Genomic DNA, 18,468 nt, shown 5'->3' with positions numbered 1-18,468 from the left:
GGTTTTATATTTTAAAACAATAGAAATGGATATTTTAAGAAAAGGATTTGCAGTTGTTGTGTTTTTTTACGTGTTTATTATTCATACTTCTGCTCAAACAAATAATTATATTATTGCAGCAACATATAACCTTCGACAAAATACACCGGCAGACGGTAATAATGCCTGGCCAAATCGAAAAGAAGAAGTAAAAAGTTTGATTCGCTACCATGAATTTGATATTCTTGGTACTCAGGAAGGTTTTATAGGGCAATTGAAAGATTTGCTTGAAATGGAAGAATATGCGTATACCGGGCATGGACGTGATGATGGGGAGGAAGCAGGAGAACATTCAGCGATCTTTTATAAAATGGATCGATTTAGATTATTAGACTCTGGTGATTTTTGGTTAAGTGAAACGCCTGAAGTACCATCATCTGGATGGGATGCAAAGATCAAACGGATTTGTTCTTGGGCTAAGTTCTCTGATTTGATTACTTCAAAAGAGTTTTTCTTTTTTTGTGTTCATTTTGATCACCGAGGCGTTAAGGCTAGAATAGAGTCAGGGAAATTGATGGTTAAAAAGATTCAGGATATTGCTGGAGATTTTCCCGTGTTTTGTGTGGGAGACTATAACTCAACCCCTGAAACGGAACAAATACAAACAATGCAAACTCTGTTGAAGGATTCTAGGAAAGTGTCAAAAACGCCTCCTTATGGACCAAAAGGAACTTTTAATGGCTTTAAATTTGATGCTCCATTAGATGAAACAATAGATTATATTTTTGTTAGTGATCAAATTAGCATTTTGAAATACGCAGTGCTGACTGATAACCAAAATCAACGATTCCCTACTGATCATCAACCAATCGTAGTAAAGGCAGTTGTAAACTAACTTCTAGAGTAGTTTACAGTTTAGCTGTTCTTGTTATGTTCTTTAAAATTAAGATTTTAAGTTAATTTTTTTGTAACCACGGATAGGAGGTCGTTTGTTGCAACTTGAATACCTTTTCTATCTGTGGTTGGTTTTATTATCAATTTAGATTAAGAATGAATCGAATTATATATTTTACATGGGTTGTAATTTTTCCTTTTGTTATTGGCTCTTGTTCAGATGTTTCTGAAGACCTTTCCAATAAAAATGAAGATATCCAGATTGTCTCCAGTATTAAAGCAATGTCTTTTAATGTTAGGAATAGTGGCGGAGATACAGATGAACACAGTTGGGATAATCGAAAATTTTCTTGTTTGGCGATGATTAAAAGTGTTCATCCTGCTCTTATTGGAATGCAGGAGGTGAGACCTGATCAAAAGACCTTCTTTGAGGATAACTTGAAAGATTATATTATGGTTGGAGTCGCACGAGATGGAGGTGGATCAAGTACTGAATTTTCATCTATTTGTTTTCGTTCAGATATTTTCAAACTTAAGAATAGTGGAACTTTTTGGTTAAGTGAAACTCCGGATATTATGAGCAAGGGATGGGACGGTGCTTGCTATCGAATTTGTACATGGGTTAGCCTTAAAATAAAAAATACCGATAAGGAAATTTATTTTTTTAATACACATCTTGATCATAAAGGTACGGAAGCTCGTAGAAATGGCTTGCTCCTAATCAAAGAGAAGATTAGTCAAATAGCAGGTGATGGATCTTTTGTAGTGTTGGTCGGTGATTTTAATATGCAGCCTTTAGATGATAATATCATTAACTTTTCTGGTTTTATGAAAAATACAAGAGCTGATTTTTCAGAGGAGAATCAATTTGATTTAGGAACTTTTAATGGTTGGGGAGAGGCTAATACGGTTATCGACTATATATGGTATCTAAATACAACCCCAACCTCCTATAAGGTCATTAATGAAGAGTTTGAACGTGTAGCTTATATATCAGATCATTTTCCGATTGTTTCAGAGTTTGAGTTGCCATAGTTAAATGAACTAGCAGCTCTATTGATGAATTCTTTGGATTCAAGTTATTTTAAATTATTGCGTATAAAATGAAGACATTATATATTATTACAATTTTATTATTTTCCAGTGCACTTTTCAGTGGGTGCCTCCCGAAATTAGAGTATCAAGATTATTTTCTTTTACATTTTTCAAAAGACATCAAGAAGAATCCGTGTTTAATTCCATCTGATTCAAGTAGTTTTTTGTGCCCTATACGAGATACCCTTGTCAATTGGGAGCAAAAAGACGTTTTTAATCCAGCAAGTGTTGTTAAAGGAGATACCCTCTTCTTATTGTATCGTGCTGAAGATGTCATTGGAGAATATAAAGGGACTTCTCGTATTGGGTTAGCATATAGCTTGGATGGATATAGTTTTGAGAAATTAGAGACGCCAGTATTATTTCCTAACAATGATGAATGTATAAAATATGAATGGGAAGGAGGATGTGAAGATCCCAGAATAGTAGAAGATTCGGATGGTACTTATTATATGACATATACGGCATATGATGGCGATAAAGCTCGTCTTTTTGTGGCAACATCGATTGATTTAAGGAAATGGCAAAAATATGGTTCAGTATTTAAAAAAGCGGGAGATGAGTATGTAGATATGTGGTCAAAATCAGGATCTATAGTTTGTAGACATGTAGATGGAAAAATGGTGGCGACAAAGGTTAATGGTAAATACTGGATGTATTGGGGAGAATCAAATATTTATGTTGCTACGTCTAATAATCTTATTGATTGGAATCCCATTTTAGAGACTGATCCAGGGAAAATGCATCTAGATACAATGAGAGCATATACCAAGGCCTTTCATATAGTATTCTCAACACGTGAAGATATGTTTGATAGCGAACTTGTTGAACCAGGACCTCCTGCTTTAATTACAGATGATGGGATTCTATTTCTTTACAATAGCAAAAACAGTAAGACGAATGGAGATAAGAATTTAGCTGCTGGGGCGTATGCTGCTGGTCAGGTTTTGATTGACAAGAATGATCCTACTAAAGTTGTCGATCGTATGGATAGGTGGTTTATAACTCCAGATCAGCCATATGAAATTGGCGGTCAGGTAAATAACGTTTGTTTTTTGGAGGGATTAGCATACTTCAATAATAAATGGTTATTGTATTATGGAACGGCTGACTCTAAAATTGCAGTGGCAGAATCTACGGCGAAATTAGCGCTCTGATTGTTTCATCAAATTGGGTGATCGGTTTTTCTGTTAAGTGGACTTCGCATAATATGCTAATCGCATAAATGTGGGGCAGTAATAAATTTTTATCATGAGACTTACGAATTATTATAATATAAGAGCAGAAGCGGATTTTTTGAGTAGCGAGGAGAACATAAGAAAAAGATATAACCGACTTCGTTGGTCTGTTTTCCTTTCAGCTACTGTTGGTTATGGATTATATTATGTGTGTAGATTGAGTTTAAATGTAATAAAGAAGCCAATTGTCGATAGCGGATTCCTTTCAGAATCTGAACTTGGAATTATGGGATCTGCCTTATTTGTTGCATATGCCGTAGGCAAATTCATAAATGGGTTTCTTGCTGACCGTAGTAATATTAGGCTTTTTATGGCGCTCGGATTATTTATCTCCGCTTTGATTAATATTATTTTGGGCTTTACGTCCGGATTTGTGTTTTTTGCTGTATTATGGGGAATTAACGGTTGGGCACAGTCAATGGGAGGCCCACCAAGTGTAATCGCTCTTTCTCGTTGGTTTGGGAGTGAGGAGAGAGGAACATATTATGGGCTCTGGAGTTCTAGTCATAACATTGGGGAATCTCTAACTTTCATATTAACGGCTGTTATTGTGAGTAGCATTGGCTGGCGTGCTGGGTTCAATGGTGCTGGACTGATTGGTCTGATAGGAGTATTACTTATTTTACTTTTTCTAAAAGAAAGTCCTAATAAATATGGTGTTTCTGAAGGAGTTGGATGTATTGAGAATGATGGTGCCCAAACTAATGAAAAGGACAAAAGTGTTGGCTCTTACCAGCTTGAGGTGTTGCGTAATCCGGCTATATGGATTCTAGCATTGTCCAGTGCTTTTATGTATATCACTCGATATGCGGTTAATAGTTGGGGAATATTTTTTCTTCAGGCTCAAAAAGGTTATTCAACTATCGAAGCAAGTTTTATCGTTTCAGTAAGTTCGGTCTGTGGAATTTTAGGCACAGTAAGTTCTGGCTGGATTTCCGATAAGTTTTTCGGAGGTAAAAGAAATATTCCAGTACTAATTTTTGGTGTCATGAATGTAATTGGGCTAAGTTTATTTCTATTTATTGGGAAAGGATTACTATGGATTGACATAGTAAGCATGGTTATTTTTGGACTTGCAATTGGGGCACTGATTTGTTTTCTGGGCGGATTAATGGCAGTTGATTTAGCATCAGAAAAAGCTACAGGTGCCGCACTTGGTGTTATAGGAATGGCAAGTTATTTGGGAGCAGCGATCCAAGATATTGTTAGTGGTTATGTGATTCAGAATAGCAAACAAGTTATTTCGAATGAGATGTTATATGATTTCTCTTCAGTTGTTTGGTTTTGGCTTGGTTCCGCAATCTTGTCCGTTTTATTGCCTCTTTGGATATGGAATAAAAAACCTACTCACTAGAAGCTAATGTAAAGATACATTGATCTTTGGTATAAATATCAAAAAAGTTGACTGGAATACCTTTCATGAGAATCTGATTAAGATTTCAGATCTTCTTTTTTTCATCAATTCTAGCTTTGTTAAAAGTTGTAATTTCTGTTGTGATTATTTAGATTGTGCAGGAAAGCTTTCAATATCTTAACCATACAATAAGTTTAGAAGAAATAGATGTAATCTTTAGAAGGCTGTTATTTCTACTAAAATTCGTAGTATAATATGTTTATTTTTCACAATGCAATGGGATATTAATAACTTAGTGTAAATAGATTTATAAGAATTACCAAGATCGATGAAATGGAAAATAAAAAACCTCACAAATCTGATTAACAGTGTTTGTGAGGTTTTTTCGTAGAGGTTCCTGGCGGATTCGAACCGCCGTACGCGGTTTTGCAGACCGCTGCCTAGCCGCTCGGCCAAGGAACCCTTTGTTTACGGGACTGCAAATTTATACAAAAAATTGGATGTTCCAATAATCAACTTAAGAATTCATCACAGACTTAGTGTCAGGCTTACTTTTTCAATTTGTCCACCCATTGGTGGATTCATTTTTGAAACTTTAATGGTTGCCAAATCAATTTCTGAAAAAGTCGTGTGAAGCCTGCTTAAAATCCGGGTACAGACATTCTCCAGCAGATCGGATGGAATTTTCATCTCCTCTTTAATTATTTGGTAAACTAATTGATAATCCAATGCATCCTCTAGTTGGTCCGATTTAGCTGCTGCTTCACAGTTCGTTTCAATTCTGACATCAACTAAAAAACGATTCCCAACTTTCTTTTCCACATCAAAATGCCCGTGATAGGCATAAAATTCCATTCCTTCTATCTCAATTAAACCATTCATGTGTGTTGTTTAAGTCTGTTTTTGAAATTATTCATTAAAATAAAGTCGGTACAAAATTAATTTTTCTTTTTAAGATGATGGATTTGTAGACTCATTAAAGCGTTTGTGCAGAATCATTTTATATTTTTGTACAAAATTCATTAATCATTGCAAACATATGAGCGTTAACAATTCAGGAAACGAAACAGTGGTAGGAAAGAAGAATTTCATTCATCAAATTATTGAGGAAGAAATTAATGAAGGGAAAAATGAAGGAAGGGTACATACCCGATTTCCTCCTGAGCCAAATGGATACTTGCATATCGGACATGCCAAGTCTATTTGTTTGAACTTCGGTACCGCTCAGAAATTCAATGGAAAAGCGAACCTGCGTTTTGATGATACTAATCCATCGAAAGAGGAAACTGAATATGTTGAATCTATTAAGAAGGATGTAAGCTGGTTAGGTTTTAGTTGGGGTGGTACAGAGTTTTATGCATCAGATTATTTTGACAATCTTTTTGAGTTTGCAGTGAAGCTAATCAAAGAAGGTAAGGCATATGTCGATGATCAGAATGCTGAAACGATTAGTTCACAAAAAGGAACACCTACTCGTCCTGGATTTGAAAGTCCACACCGTAGTCGTACACCAGAGGAAAATCTGGATTTATTTCTACGAATGAAAGCAGGCGAATTCAATGAGGGTGAACGGGTATTGCGTGCTAAGATTGATATGGCATCACCAAATATGCATATGCGTGATCCAATCATCTATCGGATAATGAAAGCGCACCATCATCGTACCGGTGATAAGTGGTGTATTTATCCGATGTACGATTTTGCACATGGTCAAAGTGATTATTGGGAAGGTATAACACATTCAATTTGCACACTTGAATTTGAAGTTCACCGTCCGTTGTATGATTGGTTTATTGAACAACTGATGGATGGAGAATATCGTCCCCGCCAGATAGAATTTGCGCGCTTGAACCTGACATACACCGTGATGAGCAAACGAAAGTTACTGGAATTGGTGAAAGATAATTATGTGAATGGCTGGGACGATCCAAGGATGCCTACGATTTCAGGTTTGCGTCGCAGGGGGTATACTCCTGAGTCAATTCGTAATTTTGCAGATAAAATTGGGGTGACCAAAGTTGATGGAATGATTGATGTTGCTTTATTGGAGCATAGTGTACGCGAAGATTTAAATAAACGGGCACAACGAGTAATGGGCGTTTTAAATCCATTAAAGGTTGTGATCACCAATTATCCGGAAGACCAGGTCGAAATGATGAGTGCGCTCAATAATCCTGAAGACCCGGAAGCAGGTAGGCGTGATGTCCCATTTACCCGTGAATTGTATATTGAAAGGGATGACTTTATGGAAGACCCTCCACGTAAATTTTTCCGAATGGCTCCTGGCAGGGAAGTGAGATTGCGTTATGCTTATTACGTTACCTGCGACGAAGTAGTTAAGGATGAAAATGGAGAGATTATTGAACTTCATTGTTCGTATGATCCGGAGACGAAAGGTGGAAAATCTGCTGATGGCAGGAAAGTAAAAGCTACTATGCACTGGGTTTCGGCAAGTGAAAATGTGAAAGCAGAAATTCGATTGTATGACCGCTTGTTTAATGATGAAGAGCCTGATGGTCACAAAGATGTTGACTTTAAAGATTTCTTGAATCCTGATTCATTGAAAGTGTTATCAAACTGCTACATCGAGCCATTTGTAAAGGATGCCAAGGCATTGGATTCATTTCAATTTGAACGATTGGGATATTTCAATCTTGATCCGGACACTACTCCGGAAAAGTTGGTGTTTAATCGAACAGCACCACTTCGAGATAACTGGTCGAAGCAAAAAGGTAAATAACAATAATATCAAACGAAGCTTGGAAATGGGCTTCGTTTTTTATTATAAGATACGTTTTACCGATTAATGACTTCCGTTAACCGATCATTTTTATTTTAGGAAACTGAATTGTTCTAGTTTTGAAACCGTAAACTAAAAGTTGGTTAAAATGGAAAAAGAACATTACAGCAGGCATCGTCATGAAGAACATCCCAAAAAAGGGAGTAGTACTTTAGGGACCATACTTATTATTTTAGGCCTGTATTTTATACTGAAAGAAACAGGCTGGTTGCACGGAATCCCTGGCTGGGATGTATTTCGTAGTTCATTTTCCAATTTTTTTAATATTTTCCACTTTCACGCAATCAATATAACCTGGCCATTAGTCCTGTTAATTGTTGGTGCTTTTCTTATTATGGGAAGACGGATAATTGGGGGAATACTTGTTTTGTTGGCGATCTTATTCTTTTTGCCGGGTTTAATTATTATTCCAGGAATTTTGGCAGTTTTCTTATTACCTGTTCTACTAATTATACTGGGAGTTATTGTAATTAGCCGGATACTATAATAGTTAGTGGAATTTAGATACATTAAGATTGGGTGTAAAGTATATATTTGAGAATAGAATACAACTACTAGAGATATGGAACGACAAAGAGGGAATAAACGGTTTTATTTTGGAGTGATTCTAATTGCGATAGGAGCAATTTTGATTTTTGAACGGTTGGATCTGATCCCTTGGAATATAGCAGACATGCTAATTTCCTGGCAAATGTTAATTATTGCAATTGGTATATTTTCGTTAATGGGAGGAAACAGAACTGGAGGAATAATTTTAATTGCGGTCGGAGGTTTCTTTATGCTTCCCGAGTTAATTGATGTCCCGAGAGAGGTCAGACGACTTTACTGGCCATTAATTTTAGTAGCTGTTGGTGCTGCTTTGCTGGTTCGGCATAAAGGCTGCCAACATTCCATTAAAGAAGGGGTTCAGGATCGGTCATTTGATAATTTTGATGACTTTGTCATTTTTGGCGGACGAGAAATATTTATCAACTCACAGGAACTGAAAGGTGGTCGTGCCACTTCTATTTTTGGGGGTATTGAATATGATTTTAGGCAATCAAAGCTTTCTTCTCAAGGAGCATTTATGGATATTATTTGTGTATTCGGTGGCTGTGGAGTGAAGGTACCTCTTGATTGGAATGTTCGGAATGAAGTAACCACTATTTTTGGAGCATTTACGGATAAGCGAGGAGATACCTTTCAGCATGCAAGCTATGATCCCGATAAGACAATCGTTGTGAAAGGTATTACCGTTTTTGGTGGCGTCGAAATTAAACACGTCTAAGCTTCGTGCTTCATGAGACACCCATTCATTAACAGCAGAATTCTAATTCTTTATTACGCAATATTTTGGGTAGCTATTGGCGCGGCCAATGCGCTCATTCAGATTTTCTGGAGTAATATGGAGTTGACCAAGGCATTCCTGGAATCCATGGTGAATTTTCTGCTTTATCCTGTTCTCGGTGCCAGCATTTGGTTCATCGTAAAGTATAATGGTGTAAAAGAATCCGACTGGCTTTGGACGGGGCTCTATCATTTAATTGGAGCTACCATATTAAATGCTATCTGGTTGTATCTGAGTTTCATGTTAATTAAGATGATCGATGAAAGTCATCTTAGTCTAATGTATTCTGATTTGCCTTCCAGAGTTTTAGCTGGTTATGTCCTGTATATGGTTTATGTAGTTTTCTTTTATGCGGTTAATTACTATCAAACCTTAAAGGAAAAAGTAAAACGCGAAGCAGAACTAAAAACCCTTGTACGGGAAGCCGAACTAAGTGCATTGAAGTCGCAGATAAATCCTCATTTTCTATTTAATAGCCTGAATTCAATTTCGTCGCTAACTATTAGCAATCCAACGAAAGCGCAGGAGATGGTGATTAACCTGTCCAATTTTATGAGGTATTCTTTGCAACATGATCAGGAAGAAACAGTATCACTTGAAAAAGAGCTGGAGAATATAAAATTATACCTGAGTATCGAGAAAATAAGGTTTGGGAAAAAATTAAATCCAGTTTTTAATATTGAAGATGCTTGTTTGCAAGCTCAAATTCCGAATATGATTTTGCAACCATTGTTTGAAAATGCTATAAAATATGGGGTTTACGAGGCAACTGGCCCTGTTGGAATAACAACAAGTTGTAAAAATAAAGATGGGTATGCATTGATAATAATTGATAACGAATACGAAGTCGATTCAATCAAAAATAAGGGAGAGGGAATTGGCTTAAGAAACATCAGGCAAAGGCTTGACTTAATTTATGGAAATCCCGATCTTTTAAAAATAATGGATAAAAAAACTAGTTTCCGTGTTGAATTAGCCATTCCACAAAAAAAATAAAAAAATGAGCGAAAAATTTAAAGTAATTATCATTGAAGATGAAGAGCTGGCTCGTGACTTGCTCAAGTCATATATTAAAGATCATCCAAAAATAGAGTTGATTGGTGAATGTGAGAATGGATTTGAAGGTGTTCAAAAAATTAATGAGCTGCATCCGGATTTGGTGTTTTTGGATATTCAGATGCCTAAAATTACCGGTTTTGAAATGCTTGAACTTCTTGATCACAAGCCGGAAATAATTTTCACAACGGCTTACGATCAGTTTGCGTTGAAAGCCTTTGACTACAATGCGATCGATTATTTATTAAAACCTTTTTCAAAAGATCGGTTACTGGTTGCTATCGAGAAAGTTACTGATCGGTTGGAGCAGAAAGAAAATTCAAATGAGAAGCTGGAATCTCTAAGTGAGTATCGCGATGAAGAATTTCTGGAACGAGTAGTGGTGAAAGATCGTCATAAAATAAATATTATTCCTACTGAAAAAATCCGATACATAGAATCGCTTGATGACTATGTGCTAATTTACACAAAGGAGGGAAGACATATGAAGCAGAAGACAATGAAGTATTTTGAGGCAAATCTTGATCCCAAAAACTTTATTCGTATTCATCGATCATACATTGTTCAAGTGGAAGAGATTGGAGAGATTCAGCAATACGAAAAGGAATCATATATTGTTATCTTAAAAGATAAGACCAAATTGAAAGTGAGTAAATCAGGTTATAAGAATTTAAAAGAGGTTTTACATTTTTAATTCATCACAAGTTTAGTTTAGTTAGTTTAGTTTGAAAGTCCTGTTGTATAAACAGGACTTTTCTTACTTTTACCAGTCTAATATTCAACGGATGAAACGATTGATTTTATTGACACTTACTTTAACGCCAACTTTCAGTTTTGCTCAAAACGAAGTCGGTTCTGACGGTGATAAATTGCTGGTAATAATTCTGTGCATTTTAATACTTCCGGTTCTATTTTATTTTTTAAGTAAGTGGAGAAAAAGCAGACCTGGATATAGAAAACCTAATTTTTCGTTTCATTGGAAAAAATTAAAAGTTAGTTTGGATAAGGACCGAAAGTACAGACCTCGATTTTTGACATTGCGAGTGGAAAATGTAAGTAGCAGAGATGTTGACATTGAAGCACCTGTGCTATACTTTCGAAAAATATGGTCGAAGCGAAAGTTTAAGTTGAAAGGGATTAATCGATATGAAATTTATCCTCTTTATCTTGAAACCGCCAAAACACATGAACTACGAGTCGATCTAAATGTTTTTCATCAACACGACCGAAAGTTGCGCAAATACTATTGGGCAAAAATTCGAATTTATGACACAAAAGGGAATAATTATTCATCGAAAATAATTGCCCTTAGAAAAAGCTTGTTTTCTTAATGCGCGACTGGAAATTTAACCATATCGATTTTTCAACATATCCCTACTATGGTGGTAGCGATTTAGGAGTGTTTTTTGCCAACTCGCAGTTACAAGTGAAAATATGGGCACCAACTGCAACGGAGGTGATATTTCGCATTTACGAGAGGAGTTATGGGGGGAAACTCATTCAAACCGAATCGTTGACGAAATCAAAAAATGGATGCTGGGAATTAAGCCTTGCTGGTGAATTTTCCGGGAGATATTATACAATCCGGGTAAATGATGGTGATTGGCTGCATGAGACTCCGGGAATTGATGCAAGGGCCGTTGGTGCGAATGGTAAACGTGGATTTATATACGATCCTTTGGATACAAATCCTGAAGGATGGGATGCAGACTCTGCTGTTCAACTTGAAAATCCCGTTGATGCGGTTTTATACGAATTACATGTTCGTGATTTCTCCAAGGCTGCAAATTCCGGTATGCTTCACAAGGGGCGTTTCAAAGCTTTTACTGAAGACGGAACACTTAACGACGATAATCGAGCGACCGGAATTGATCATCTGAAAGAACTGGGGATTACGCATGTGCATTTACTGCCAATTGCTGATTATTTCACTGTTGATGAAAATCATCCGGACGAAAAGTATAATTGGGGATATGATCCATTAAATTATAACACTCCTGAAGGTAGCTATGCCAGTGATCCGAATTCGATTTCAAGAATTCTGGAATTCAAAGAAATGGTTTTGAGTTTGCATGAGGCAGGCATTGGTGTGGTTATGGATGTCGTATATAATCATACCGGATATACGCGTCGCTCATGGTTTAATCAGACTGTTCCAGGATATTATTATCGTCAAAATAGGAATGGAAGTTTTTCCAATGCCAGTGGATGTGGTAATGAGATTGCTTCGGAACGTTCAATGGTTCGCAAATATATGATTGATTCGCTTTGCTACTGGGCAAGGGAGTACCATATTGATGGATTTCGCTTTGATTTAATGGGAATTCATGATTTGGAAACGATGAATCAAATACGCAAGGAGTTTGACAAAATAAGGCCTGGAATATTAATGTATGGAGAAGGTTGGGCTGCTGACCGAAGTCCAATGGATGAAAAGTATCGTGCCGTAAAGCACAACACCACCAAACTAGATCGAATTGCAAGTTTTAATGATGATTTAAGGGATGCTGTTAAGGGAAATAATTTTGATGGAGGAAGCAATGGTTTTGTGAGTGGAAAGACTTTGCATGAAGAGGCAGTTAAATTTGGTGTTGCTGCTGCTTGCTATCATCCACAAATTGTCTACAGTTACGTGGAGAGTTCGCATTCAGCCTGGGCGGATCAACCATGGCAATGTGTGAATTATGTTTCATGTCATGATAATTTCACGCTGTTTGATAAGCTATTTCTTAGTTGTCCAGATGCTGACATTGAACAGTTGAAAAAAATGCAGATGCTTGCCGGAGCTATATTATTAACTTCTCAAGGAATTCCTTTTTTACATGCTGGAGTTGAGTTTTGCAGGAGTAAGCAGGGAGACCATAACTCTTATAAATCTGCAGATGTAATTAACCAGATAGACTGGTCTCTGAAAACAAAAAATGAGGATGTATTCAATTACTTCAAGTCATTAATTGACCTGAGAAAGAAGGTTTCTGCGTTTCGTATGCGTTCATCAGATGATATAAGAAAACATCTTCATTTTTCATCAAACTATCAACCAGGAGTTCTTGCCTATGCAATTCATGAATATCCGAATGAGTTGAATTGGAAAACTATTCAGCTTATTTTTAATGCCAATAAAGAGCCTGTTAATTTTGGGTTGGTAGAACATTCGAGTTGGCACATCATTGCGAATGGTAATGAGATCAAGCTTTCTGGTAATGGAAATCATCATGGTAGTGAAATCTCAGTTCCTCCCATTTCAATGATGATTTTGGTGCAGAAATACTAAAATACTGCCAGAAGTAAATCAATGTCTTTTGAAGGGATGTTAAGCCGTTGTCCCAAATCGTGATTTGTCAATATACCGTTATAAATGTAGATGCCTTTTCTAAATCCAAGCGAGCTTTTAATGTAATTTTGAACCCCTCCATATTCCCCAATAGAAATAATAATTGGAGCTAAAACGTTGCTTAATGCAATGGACGCAGTTCTGGCAACAATTGACGGAACGTTGGGAACACAATAATGAATGACACCATGCTTTTCATAAGTTGGGTTTTTCAAATCGGTGCATTTGCTCGTTTCAAAACATCCACCCTGACTTACATTTAAATCAATAATAACAGAGCCCTTTTTCATTTTCATGACCATTTCTTCTGAAACCCGAAATTTAGGGTTTGAGTTGAAGGACATCGCGCCTAATACTACATCAGCTGATTTAAGCGCTTTTTTCAGAACATTGGGATATAACACGGAAGTAAAAACCCGCTGGCCTAATTTTTCCTCAATCTGACGGAGTTGAAACATGTCGTCATCAAATATTTTAACCGTTGCTCCTAACCCAAGGGCAGCCCTTGCTGCAAATTCAGCAGCTGTTTTTGATCCTAATATGACCAATTCTGTTGGTGAGATCCCGGTTACTCCACCTAACAAAACACCTTTCCCATCTCTGGAGTTGCTTAAATATTCGCTGGCAAGAGTGATAGATGTGGCTCCTGCAATTTGGCTCATTAACCGTACAACGGGCAAACAATCATTGTCATTTTGAAGATATTCATAGGCAATGCTGGTTACCTTCTTTTCCATCATTCTTCGAATCGATGACTGGCAATGCGCACTAAGCTGCATATTTGATATCAATGTTTGATGTCCTCTTAACATCTCAACTTCTTCTTCATCGAACGGTGAAACGCGAATAATTAAGTCACATTGAAATACTTCCTCCTTTTTATCAACGATAACTGCACCCGTATTTCTATATTCTTCATCGGAATAACTGGATGCTTTTCCAGCATTGGTTTCGATATAAATTTCATGACCGTAAGAGACAAGAAGTTCAACCGCTTCCGGGGTTAAAGGAATTCGATATTCAACTTTATCAAAATCGGAGGGGATTCCTATTGTTATTTTTTTCCCTTTCCGTTGAATTTCCAGCATTTCCTCTTTTGGCATAAACAGGGTGCTGATTCCTTCTACTTGTTCTTTTTTAGTCATTTTGGGAAGCAAATTAGACGTTTAATTTACTCTTTATGTGTTAATTATCAAAAAAGTTTCAGATTTTATTGGCTCGAATCAATCTTGAATTCGGAGTTACTTCTTCAATTGTAACTTCTACTATGTCCGACGGAAGTAGTTCCTCTATTTTTTCAGGCCATTCCATGAAACAGTAGTTGCCACTGAAAACATAATCATCAAAACCAATATCCATCGCTTCTTCACTATTTTTGATTCGGTAAAAATCGAAGTGAAAAATTGAGCTATCCGAATCTGTATTGTATTCGTTTACTAATGCGAATGTAGGACTGGTAATATTATCTTTTGAACCTAATGTCCTGCATATCGTTTTAATGAATGTGGTTTTACCTGCTCCCATTTTTCCATAAAATGCGAAGATTCGCTCGTTTGGGAAGGCCTTTAGTAATTGCTGGGCTGCATCGCCAAGTTCATTTATTGAGTCAACTTGAATTGAAAACATACGTTTGTGTATTTGAGACTGCAAAATAAAAAAAGTTCCCTGATTTTTGTCATGGCTGAGAGTAGTTAAAGTTCTGTTTAGAAAAAATGTATTACTTTTGAGAAAAATACTAATAATTTGCATCATGAATCTTCCTGAAAACTTAAAGTACACTAAAGAACACGAATGGGTTCGTGTTGAAGATAATATTGCTTTCGTAGGTATTACTGATTTTGCACAAGGTGAATTGGGTGATATCGTTTTTGTTGAGATTGAAACCGAAGGTGAGAAATTGGAGAAAGCTGAAACATTCGGAACTGTTGAGGCTGTAAAAACCGTTTCTGATTTATTTATGCCTGTCGGAGGTGAGATTGTTGAGTTTAATACTGCATTGGAAGACAGTCCTGAGTTGATAAATAAAGATCCATATAACGAAGGGTGGATGATTAAGATTGAGATGAGTGACTCGGCTGAGCTTGATGAATTAATGGATGTTGCTGCTTACAAAGCGATGTTGGAAGCTTAGAAAAAACGAAATTAAAATAGTTAATCCCTTTGGAATTTTCCAGGGGGATTTTTTTGTGCCCTAAAACTTCTATCTTTTGATTGTGTCTGTGGATTATAGAATAGACAGCCCTAAGATTAAAACTCCAGAAAAATGGCATTAAAAAATCCGGCTCGATGGCCGGATCTTTTAATATTTTGTGGAATTGAAACTACAGTGATTTTGCAACTTCGATTTCATGATAGGATTCTACCATATCACCAACTTTAATGTCGTTATATCCGTCGATATTTAAACCACACTCATATCCTTTTTGAACTTCTTTCACATCATCTTTGAAACGTTTTAAAGATCCAAGGTTACCCGAGTAAATTACAATTCCGTCACGGATTAAGCGAACCTTGTGATTTCTGATGATTTTACCATCACGCACGATACATCCTGCAATTGTTCCAACTTTAGTAATCTTAAAGGTTTCAAGTATCTCAGCGGTTCCTGTAATTTCCTCTTTTATTTCAGGAGAAAGCATACCCTCCATCGCCGACTTAATCTCATTGATTGCATCGTAGATAATTGAATAGAGTCGGATATCCACTTCTTCTTTTTCAGCCAGTTTTCTAGCCTGTAAACTTGGTCTTACCTGGAATCCGATAACGATCGCATCTGAAGCAGTTGCTAACATGATGTCAGATTCAGAAATAGCACCTACTGCTTTGTGGATCACGTTCACCTGAATTTCTTCAGTTGAAAGTTTGATCAACGAGTCTGAAAGTGCTTCAATTGATCCATCCACATCACCTTTAACAATCAGGTTCAGTTCCTGGAAGTTTCCAATTGCGATACGACGACCAATTTCATCAAGTGTAATATGTTTTTGAGTTCTTAGTCCTTGTTCCCTTGCCAGCTGTTCTCTTTTGTTGGCAATTTGTCTTGCTTCACGTTCATTTTCAAAAACGTTAAACTTATCACCTGCTTGAGGGGCACCGTCCAGCCCTAGAATAATTACCGGTTCTGAAGGACCGACTTCGTCAATTCGTTGGTTTCGTTCATTAAACATTGCCTTAACGTGACCATAGTATTGGCCAGCAAGAACAATGTCTCCCTGACGAAGAGTACCATTTTGAACAAGAAGCGTTGCGACATAACCACGTCCTTTATCGAGTGAAGATTCAACAATAGTTCCAGTCGCTTTCTTATCCTTATTTCCTTTCAGATCCAACATCTCTGCTTCAAGAAGAACTTTTTCAAGAAGTTCGAGAACGTTAGTACCGTTTTTAGCAGAAATGTCCTGACTTTGGTATTTACCACCCCATTCTTCAACAAGGAAGTTTAGGTTTGCCAGTCCTTCTTTTATTTTATCTGGGTTTGCACCCGGTTTATCAATTTTATTAACAGCAAATACAATTGGAACGCCAGCAGCCTGAGCATGGTTAATTGCTTCTTTAGTTTGAGGCATAATGTCATCATCTGCAGCAACAATAATAATTGCTATATCTGTAACCTGAGCACCCCTCGCACGCATCGCGGTAAACGCCTCGTGACCCGGAGTATCCAGGAAGGTGATCATTCGTCCATCATCAAGACTTACGTGATAAGCTCCAATATGCTGGGTAATCCCCCCGGCTTCACCGGCAATTACATTTGCACTACGGATATAGTCAAGTAAGGAAGTTTTACCATGGTCAACGTGTCCCATTACAGTTACGATTGGAGCTCTTTGATGAACTTCAGCCGGTTGATCATCATCTTCTTCGATTGCTTCAAGAATATCCGCACTTACGAATTCAACTTCAAAGCCAAACTCTTCAGCTACAATCGACATTGTTTCAGCATCCAGTCGTTGGTTGATTGATACAAATAAACCAAGCGACATGCATGAAGAAATAATTTGGTTGACATTAACATTCATCATGGTTGCCAATTCAGCAACCGAAACAAATTCTGTAACCTTTAATACATTCTTTTCAGCTGATTGCTTTTCAAATTCTGCTGCAGCTTTTTCACTTGCAGCTTGTCGTTTGTCACGACGATATTTAGCTCCCTTGGATTTTTGCTTTCCAGAAGTTAAGCGAGCGAGTGTGTCTTTAATTTGCTTTTGTACATCCTCTTCACTGACTTCTTTCTTGATAATTCGTTTCTTGCCTTTTCCGTGTTGGGTAGTTTGCATTTTACCACCGCCACCACCGCCTTGTTGCTTATTGGCGAGGTTAACCCGAGGACTGGAATCTTTTTGGATTCGACGTCTTTTCTTCTTGTGGTTTTGTGACGAATCATCAGAAGATGAAGCTACCGGTTTATTCTTCGGTAGATCAATTTTTCCAACTACATTCGGACCAGAAAGCTTGTTCACTCTTGGCTTGGTAACCTGGGGGCCGCCATCAGATCCTTTGTTTGTATTGTTGCTATTGTTGGCTGTGCGTTTTTGTTTTTCACGCTCTTTGCGCTCGTCCTCTTTTTGCTTTTTTGTCTTTTTAGCAGGACGGGTCTTTTGATTGATTGTTGAAAGATCGATTTTACCAACAACTTTTACCTCGTCAACTTTTGGAATATTTGTTGGTACTTCTTCGGGCTTTTCAACTTTAGATTCTTCTGTTTTTATTTTTTCTTCCTTTTTTTCTTCTACTTTGGGTTCAGCTTTTGCAACAGGCTCTTCTTTCTTTACTGGTTCAGGTTTTACTTCTACCTTCTCTTCTTTCTTTTCCTCTTTTGGAGCAGGAGTCGGAGCAGGAGCTTCAGGTTTTTTACCTACTTTTTCCAGATCGATTTTGCCGAGTACTTTTGGCTTTGGAGTCTCAATCTTTGGAGTTTGATGCAATTCTACCTTCTTCTCAGGAGCTTCACTCTTTTTACTTTGAAGATTTTTTATGCGAACCTCTTTACCAGAAAATTCATCGTCTTCATCATCTTCAACTTTTTGAGTGGCACCTTCATTGTTCTCATCAACATCGCCCAAAGTAATTGACTCTTGTTTGCTACGATGGCTTTTTAGGTTAATCTTTTCAGATTCCTTTTTCAGCGTAATATCACTTTTGTACTCTTTTTCAAGCAACTGGTAAGCTTCAGCAGAGATTTTGCTGTTAGGATTAGAGTCAAGTTCAAATCCTTTTTTATGCAAAAAATCAACGATTGTTGAAATTCCAACATTAAATTCTCTTGCTACCTTACTTAGTCGCGTATTTTTTTCGCCAATTGCCATATACCCAATCTGTTATTTTTTTCTTTTATAAAGTTGCTCGTTGAAAACTTATGCAATTTTATATTCAATTTCTTAAAAACCCAAT

The 18,468-nt window shown here is 37.0% G+C and carries 16 protein-coding genes and 1 tRNA gene; 12 read left to right on the top strand and 5 right to left on the bottom strand.

The window, feature by feature from the left end:
• Positions 1 to 25 precede the first annotated feature (25 nt).
• The 4 genes from ACUNWD_RS06155 (at position 26) to ACUNWD_RS06140 (ending at position 4,560) form a co-directional block, all read left to right on the top strand.
• Entirely contained in the window at positions 26 to 874 is an 849-nt protein-coding gene (locus tag ACUNWD_RS06155) for an endonuclease/exonuclease/phosphatase family protein (RefSeq protein WP_445586907.1), read from the top strand.
• 155 nt (positions 875 to 1,029) lie between these two features.
• On the top strand, positions 1,030 to 1,908 hold the full coding sequence (locus ACUNWD_RS06150) for an endonuclease/exonuclease/phosphatase family protein (RefSeq protein ID WP_445586906.1): 879 nt from the start codon (positions 1,030 to 1,032) through the stop codon (positions 1,906 to 1,908).
• A gap of 224 nt (positions 1,909 to 2,132) precedes the next feature.
• Entirely contained in the window at positions 2,133 to 3,125 is a 993-nt protein-coding gene (locus tag ACUNWD_RS06145; RefSeq protein ID WP_445586905.1) for a glycoside hydrolase family 130 protein, read from the top strand.
• Positions 3,126 to 3,219: 94 nt separating this feature from the next.
• Entirely contained in the window at positions 3,220 to 4,560 is a 1,341-nt protein-coding gene (locus ACUNWD_RS06140) for an MFS transporter (RefSeq protein ID WP_445586904.1), read from the top strand.
• A 391-nt stretch (positions 4,561 to 4,951) separates the two neighbouring features.
• Here the strand turns inward: ACUNWD_RS06140 and ACUNWD_RS06135 are convergent.
• Positions 4,952 to 5,022, bottom strand: a tRNA-Cys gene (locus tag ACUNWD_RS06135).
• 66 nt (positions 5,023 to 5,088) lie between these two features.
• Complete coding sequence (folB, locus tag ACUNWD_RS06130) at positions 5,089 to 5,442, bottom strand: dihydroneopterin aldolase (protein WP_445586903.1); 354 nt, start codon at positions 5,440 to 5,442, stop codon at positions 5,089 to 5,091.
• Between the two features lie 157 nt (positions 5,443 to 5,599).
• On the opposite strand from folB, the gene ACUNWD_RS06125 reads away from it, so the two are divergent.
• The 7 genes from ACUNWD_RS06125 to pulA all read left to right on the top strand — a co-directional run bounded on the left by ACUNWD_RS06125 (position 5,600) and on the right by pulA (position 13,017).
• Entirely contained in the window at positions 5,600 to 7,300 is a 1,701-nt protein-coding gene (locus ACUNWD_RS06125; RefSeq protein WP_445586902.1) for a glutamine--tRNA ligase/YqeY domain fusion protein, read from the top strand.
• A 148-nt stretch (positions 7,301 to 7,448) separates the two neighbouring features.
• Positions 7,449 to 7,847 carry a hypothetical protein gene (locus ACUNWD_RS06120; RefSeq protein ID WP_445586901.1) on the top strand — a complete coding sequence of 133 codons (399 nt, stop codon included), beginning with the start codon at positions 7,449 to 7,451 and terminating at the stop codon, positions 7,845 to 7,847.
• 75 nt (positions 7,848 to 7,922) lie between these two features.
• A complete protein-coding gene (locus ACUNWD_RS06115) occupies positions 7,923 to 8,627 on the top strand; it encodes a LiaI-LiaF-like domain-containing protein (RefSeq protein ID WP_445586900.1) in 705 nt (234 codons plus the stop codon).
• 12 nt (positions 8,628 to 8,639) lie between these two features.
• Positions 8,640 to 9,683 (top strand): sensor histidine kinase, encoded by a 1,044-nt coding sequence (locus ACUNWD_RS06110; protein ID WP_445586899.1) that lies wholly within the window; start codon positions 8,640 to 8,642, stop codon positions 9,681 to 9,683.
• A 4-nt stretch (positions 9,684 to 9,687) separates the two neighbouring features.
• Positions 9,688 to 10,437 (top strand): LytR/AlgR family response regulator transcription factor, encoded by a 750-nt coding sequence (locus ACUNWD_RS06105; protein WP_445586898.1) that lies wholly within the window; start codon positions 9,688 to 9,690, stop codon positions 10,435 to 10,437.
• Positions 10,438 to 10,528: 91 nt separating this feature from the next.
• The gene (locus ACUNWD_RS06100; protein WP_445586897.1) at positions 10,529 to 11,074 is read left to right on the top strand and encodes a hypothetical protein; all 546 of its coding nucleotides are present in this window, start codon (positions 10,529 to 10,531) and stop codon (positions 11,072 to 11,074) included.
• On the top strand, positions 11,074 to 13,017 hold the full coding sequence (gene pulA, locus ACUNWD_RS06095) for a type I pullulanase (protein WP_445586896.1): 1,944 nt from the start codon (positions 11,074 to 11,076) through the stop codon (positions 13,015 to 13,017). Before ACUNWD_RS06100 ends, pulA begins: the two co-directional genes overlap by 1 nt.
• Here pulA and ACUNWD_RS06090 read toward each other — a convergent pair.
• Positions 13,014 to 14,222 carry an alanine dehydrogenase gene (locus ACUNWD_RS06090; RefSeq protein WP_445586895.1) on the bottom strand — a complete coding sequence of 403 codons (1,209 nt, stop codon included), beginning with the start codon at positions 14,220 to 14,222 and terminating at the stop codon, positions 13,014 to 13,016. The two genes, pulA and ACUNWD_RS06090, sit on opposite strands and share 4 nt — an antisense overlap.
• Before the next feature lie 58 nt (positions 14,223 to 14,280).
• Entirely contained in the window at positions 14,281 to 14,703 is a 423-nt protein-coding gene (tsaE, locus tag ACUNWD_RS06085; RefSeq protein ID WP_445586894.1) for a tRNA (adenosine(37)-N6)-threonylcarbamoyltransferase complex ATPase subunit type 1 TsaE, read from the bottom strand.
• A gap of 124 nt (positions 14,704 to 14,827) precedes the next feature.
• Between tsaE and gcvH the strand changes: the two genes are divergently transcribed.
• Complete coding sequence (gcvH, locus tag ACUNWD_RS06080; RefSeq protein WP_445586893.1) at positions 14,828 to 15,208, top strand: glycine cleavage system protein GcvH; 381 nt, start codon at positions 14,828 to 14,830, stop codon at positions 15,206 to 15,208.
• A 190-nt stretch (positions 15,209 to 15,398) separates the two neighbouring features.
• On the opposite strand, the gene infB is transcribed toward gcvH, so the two are convergent.
• The gene (infB, locus tag ACUNWD_RS06075) at positions 15,399 to 18,383 is read right to left on the bottom strand and encodes a translation initiation factor IF-2 (RefSeq protein WP_445586892.1); all 2,985 of its coding nucleotides are present in this window, start codon (positions 18,381 to 18,383) and stop codon (positions 15,399 to 15,401) included.
• Positions 18,384 to 18,468: the final 85 nt, after the last annotated feature.

The organism is Sunxiuqinia sp. A32 (genome assembly GCF_052690465.1).
The sequence above is the reverse complement of the archived record's forward strand: the minus strand, read 5'-3'. Positions and strand labels throughout refer to the sequence as shown.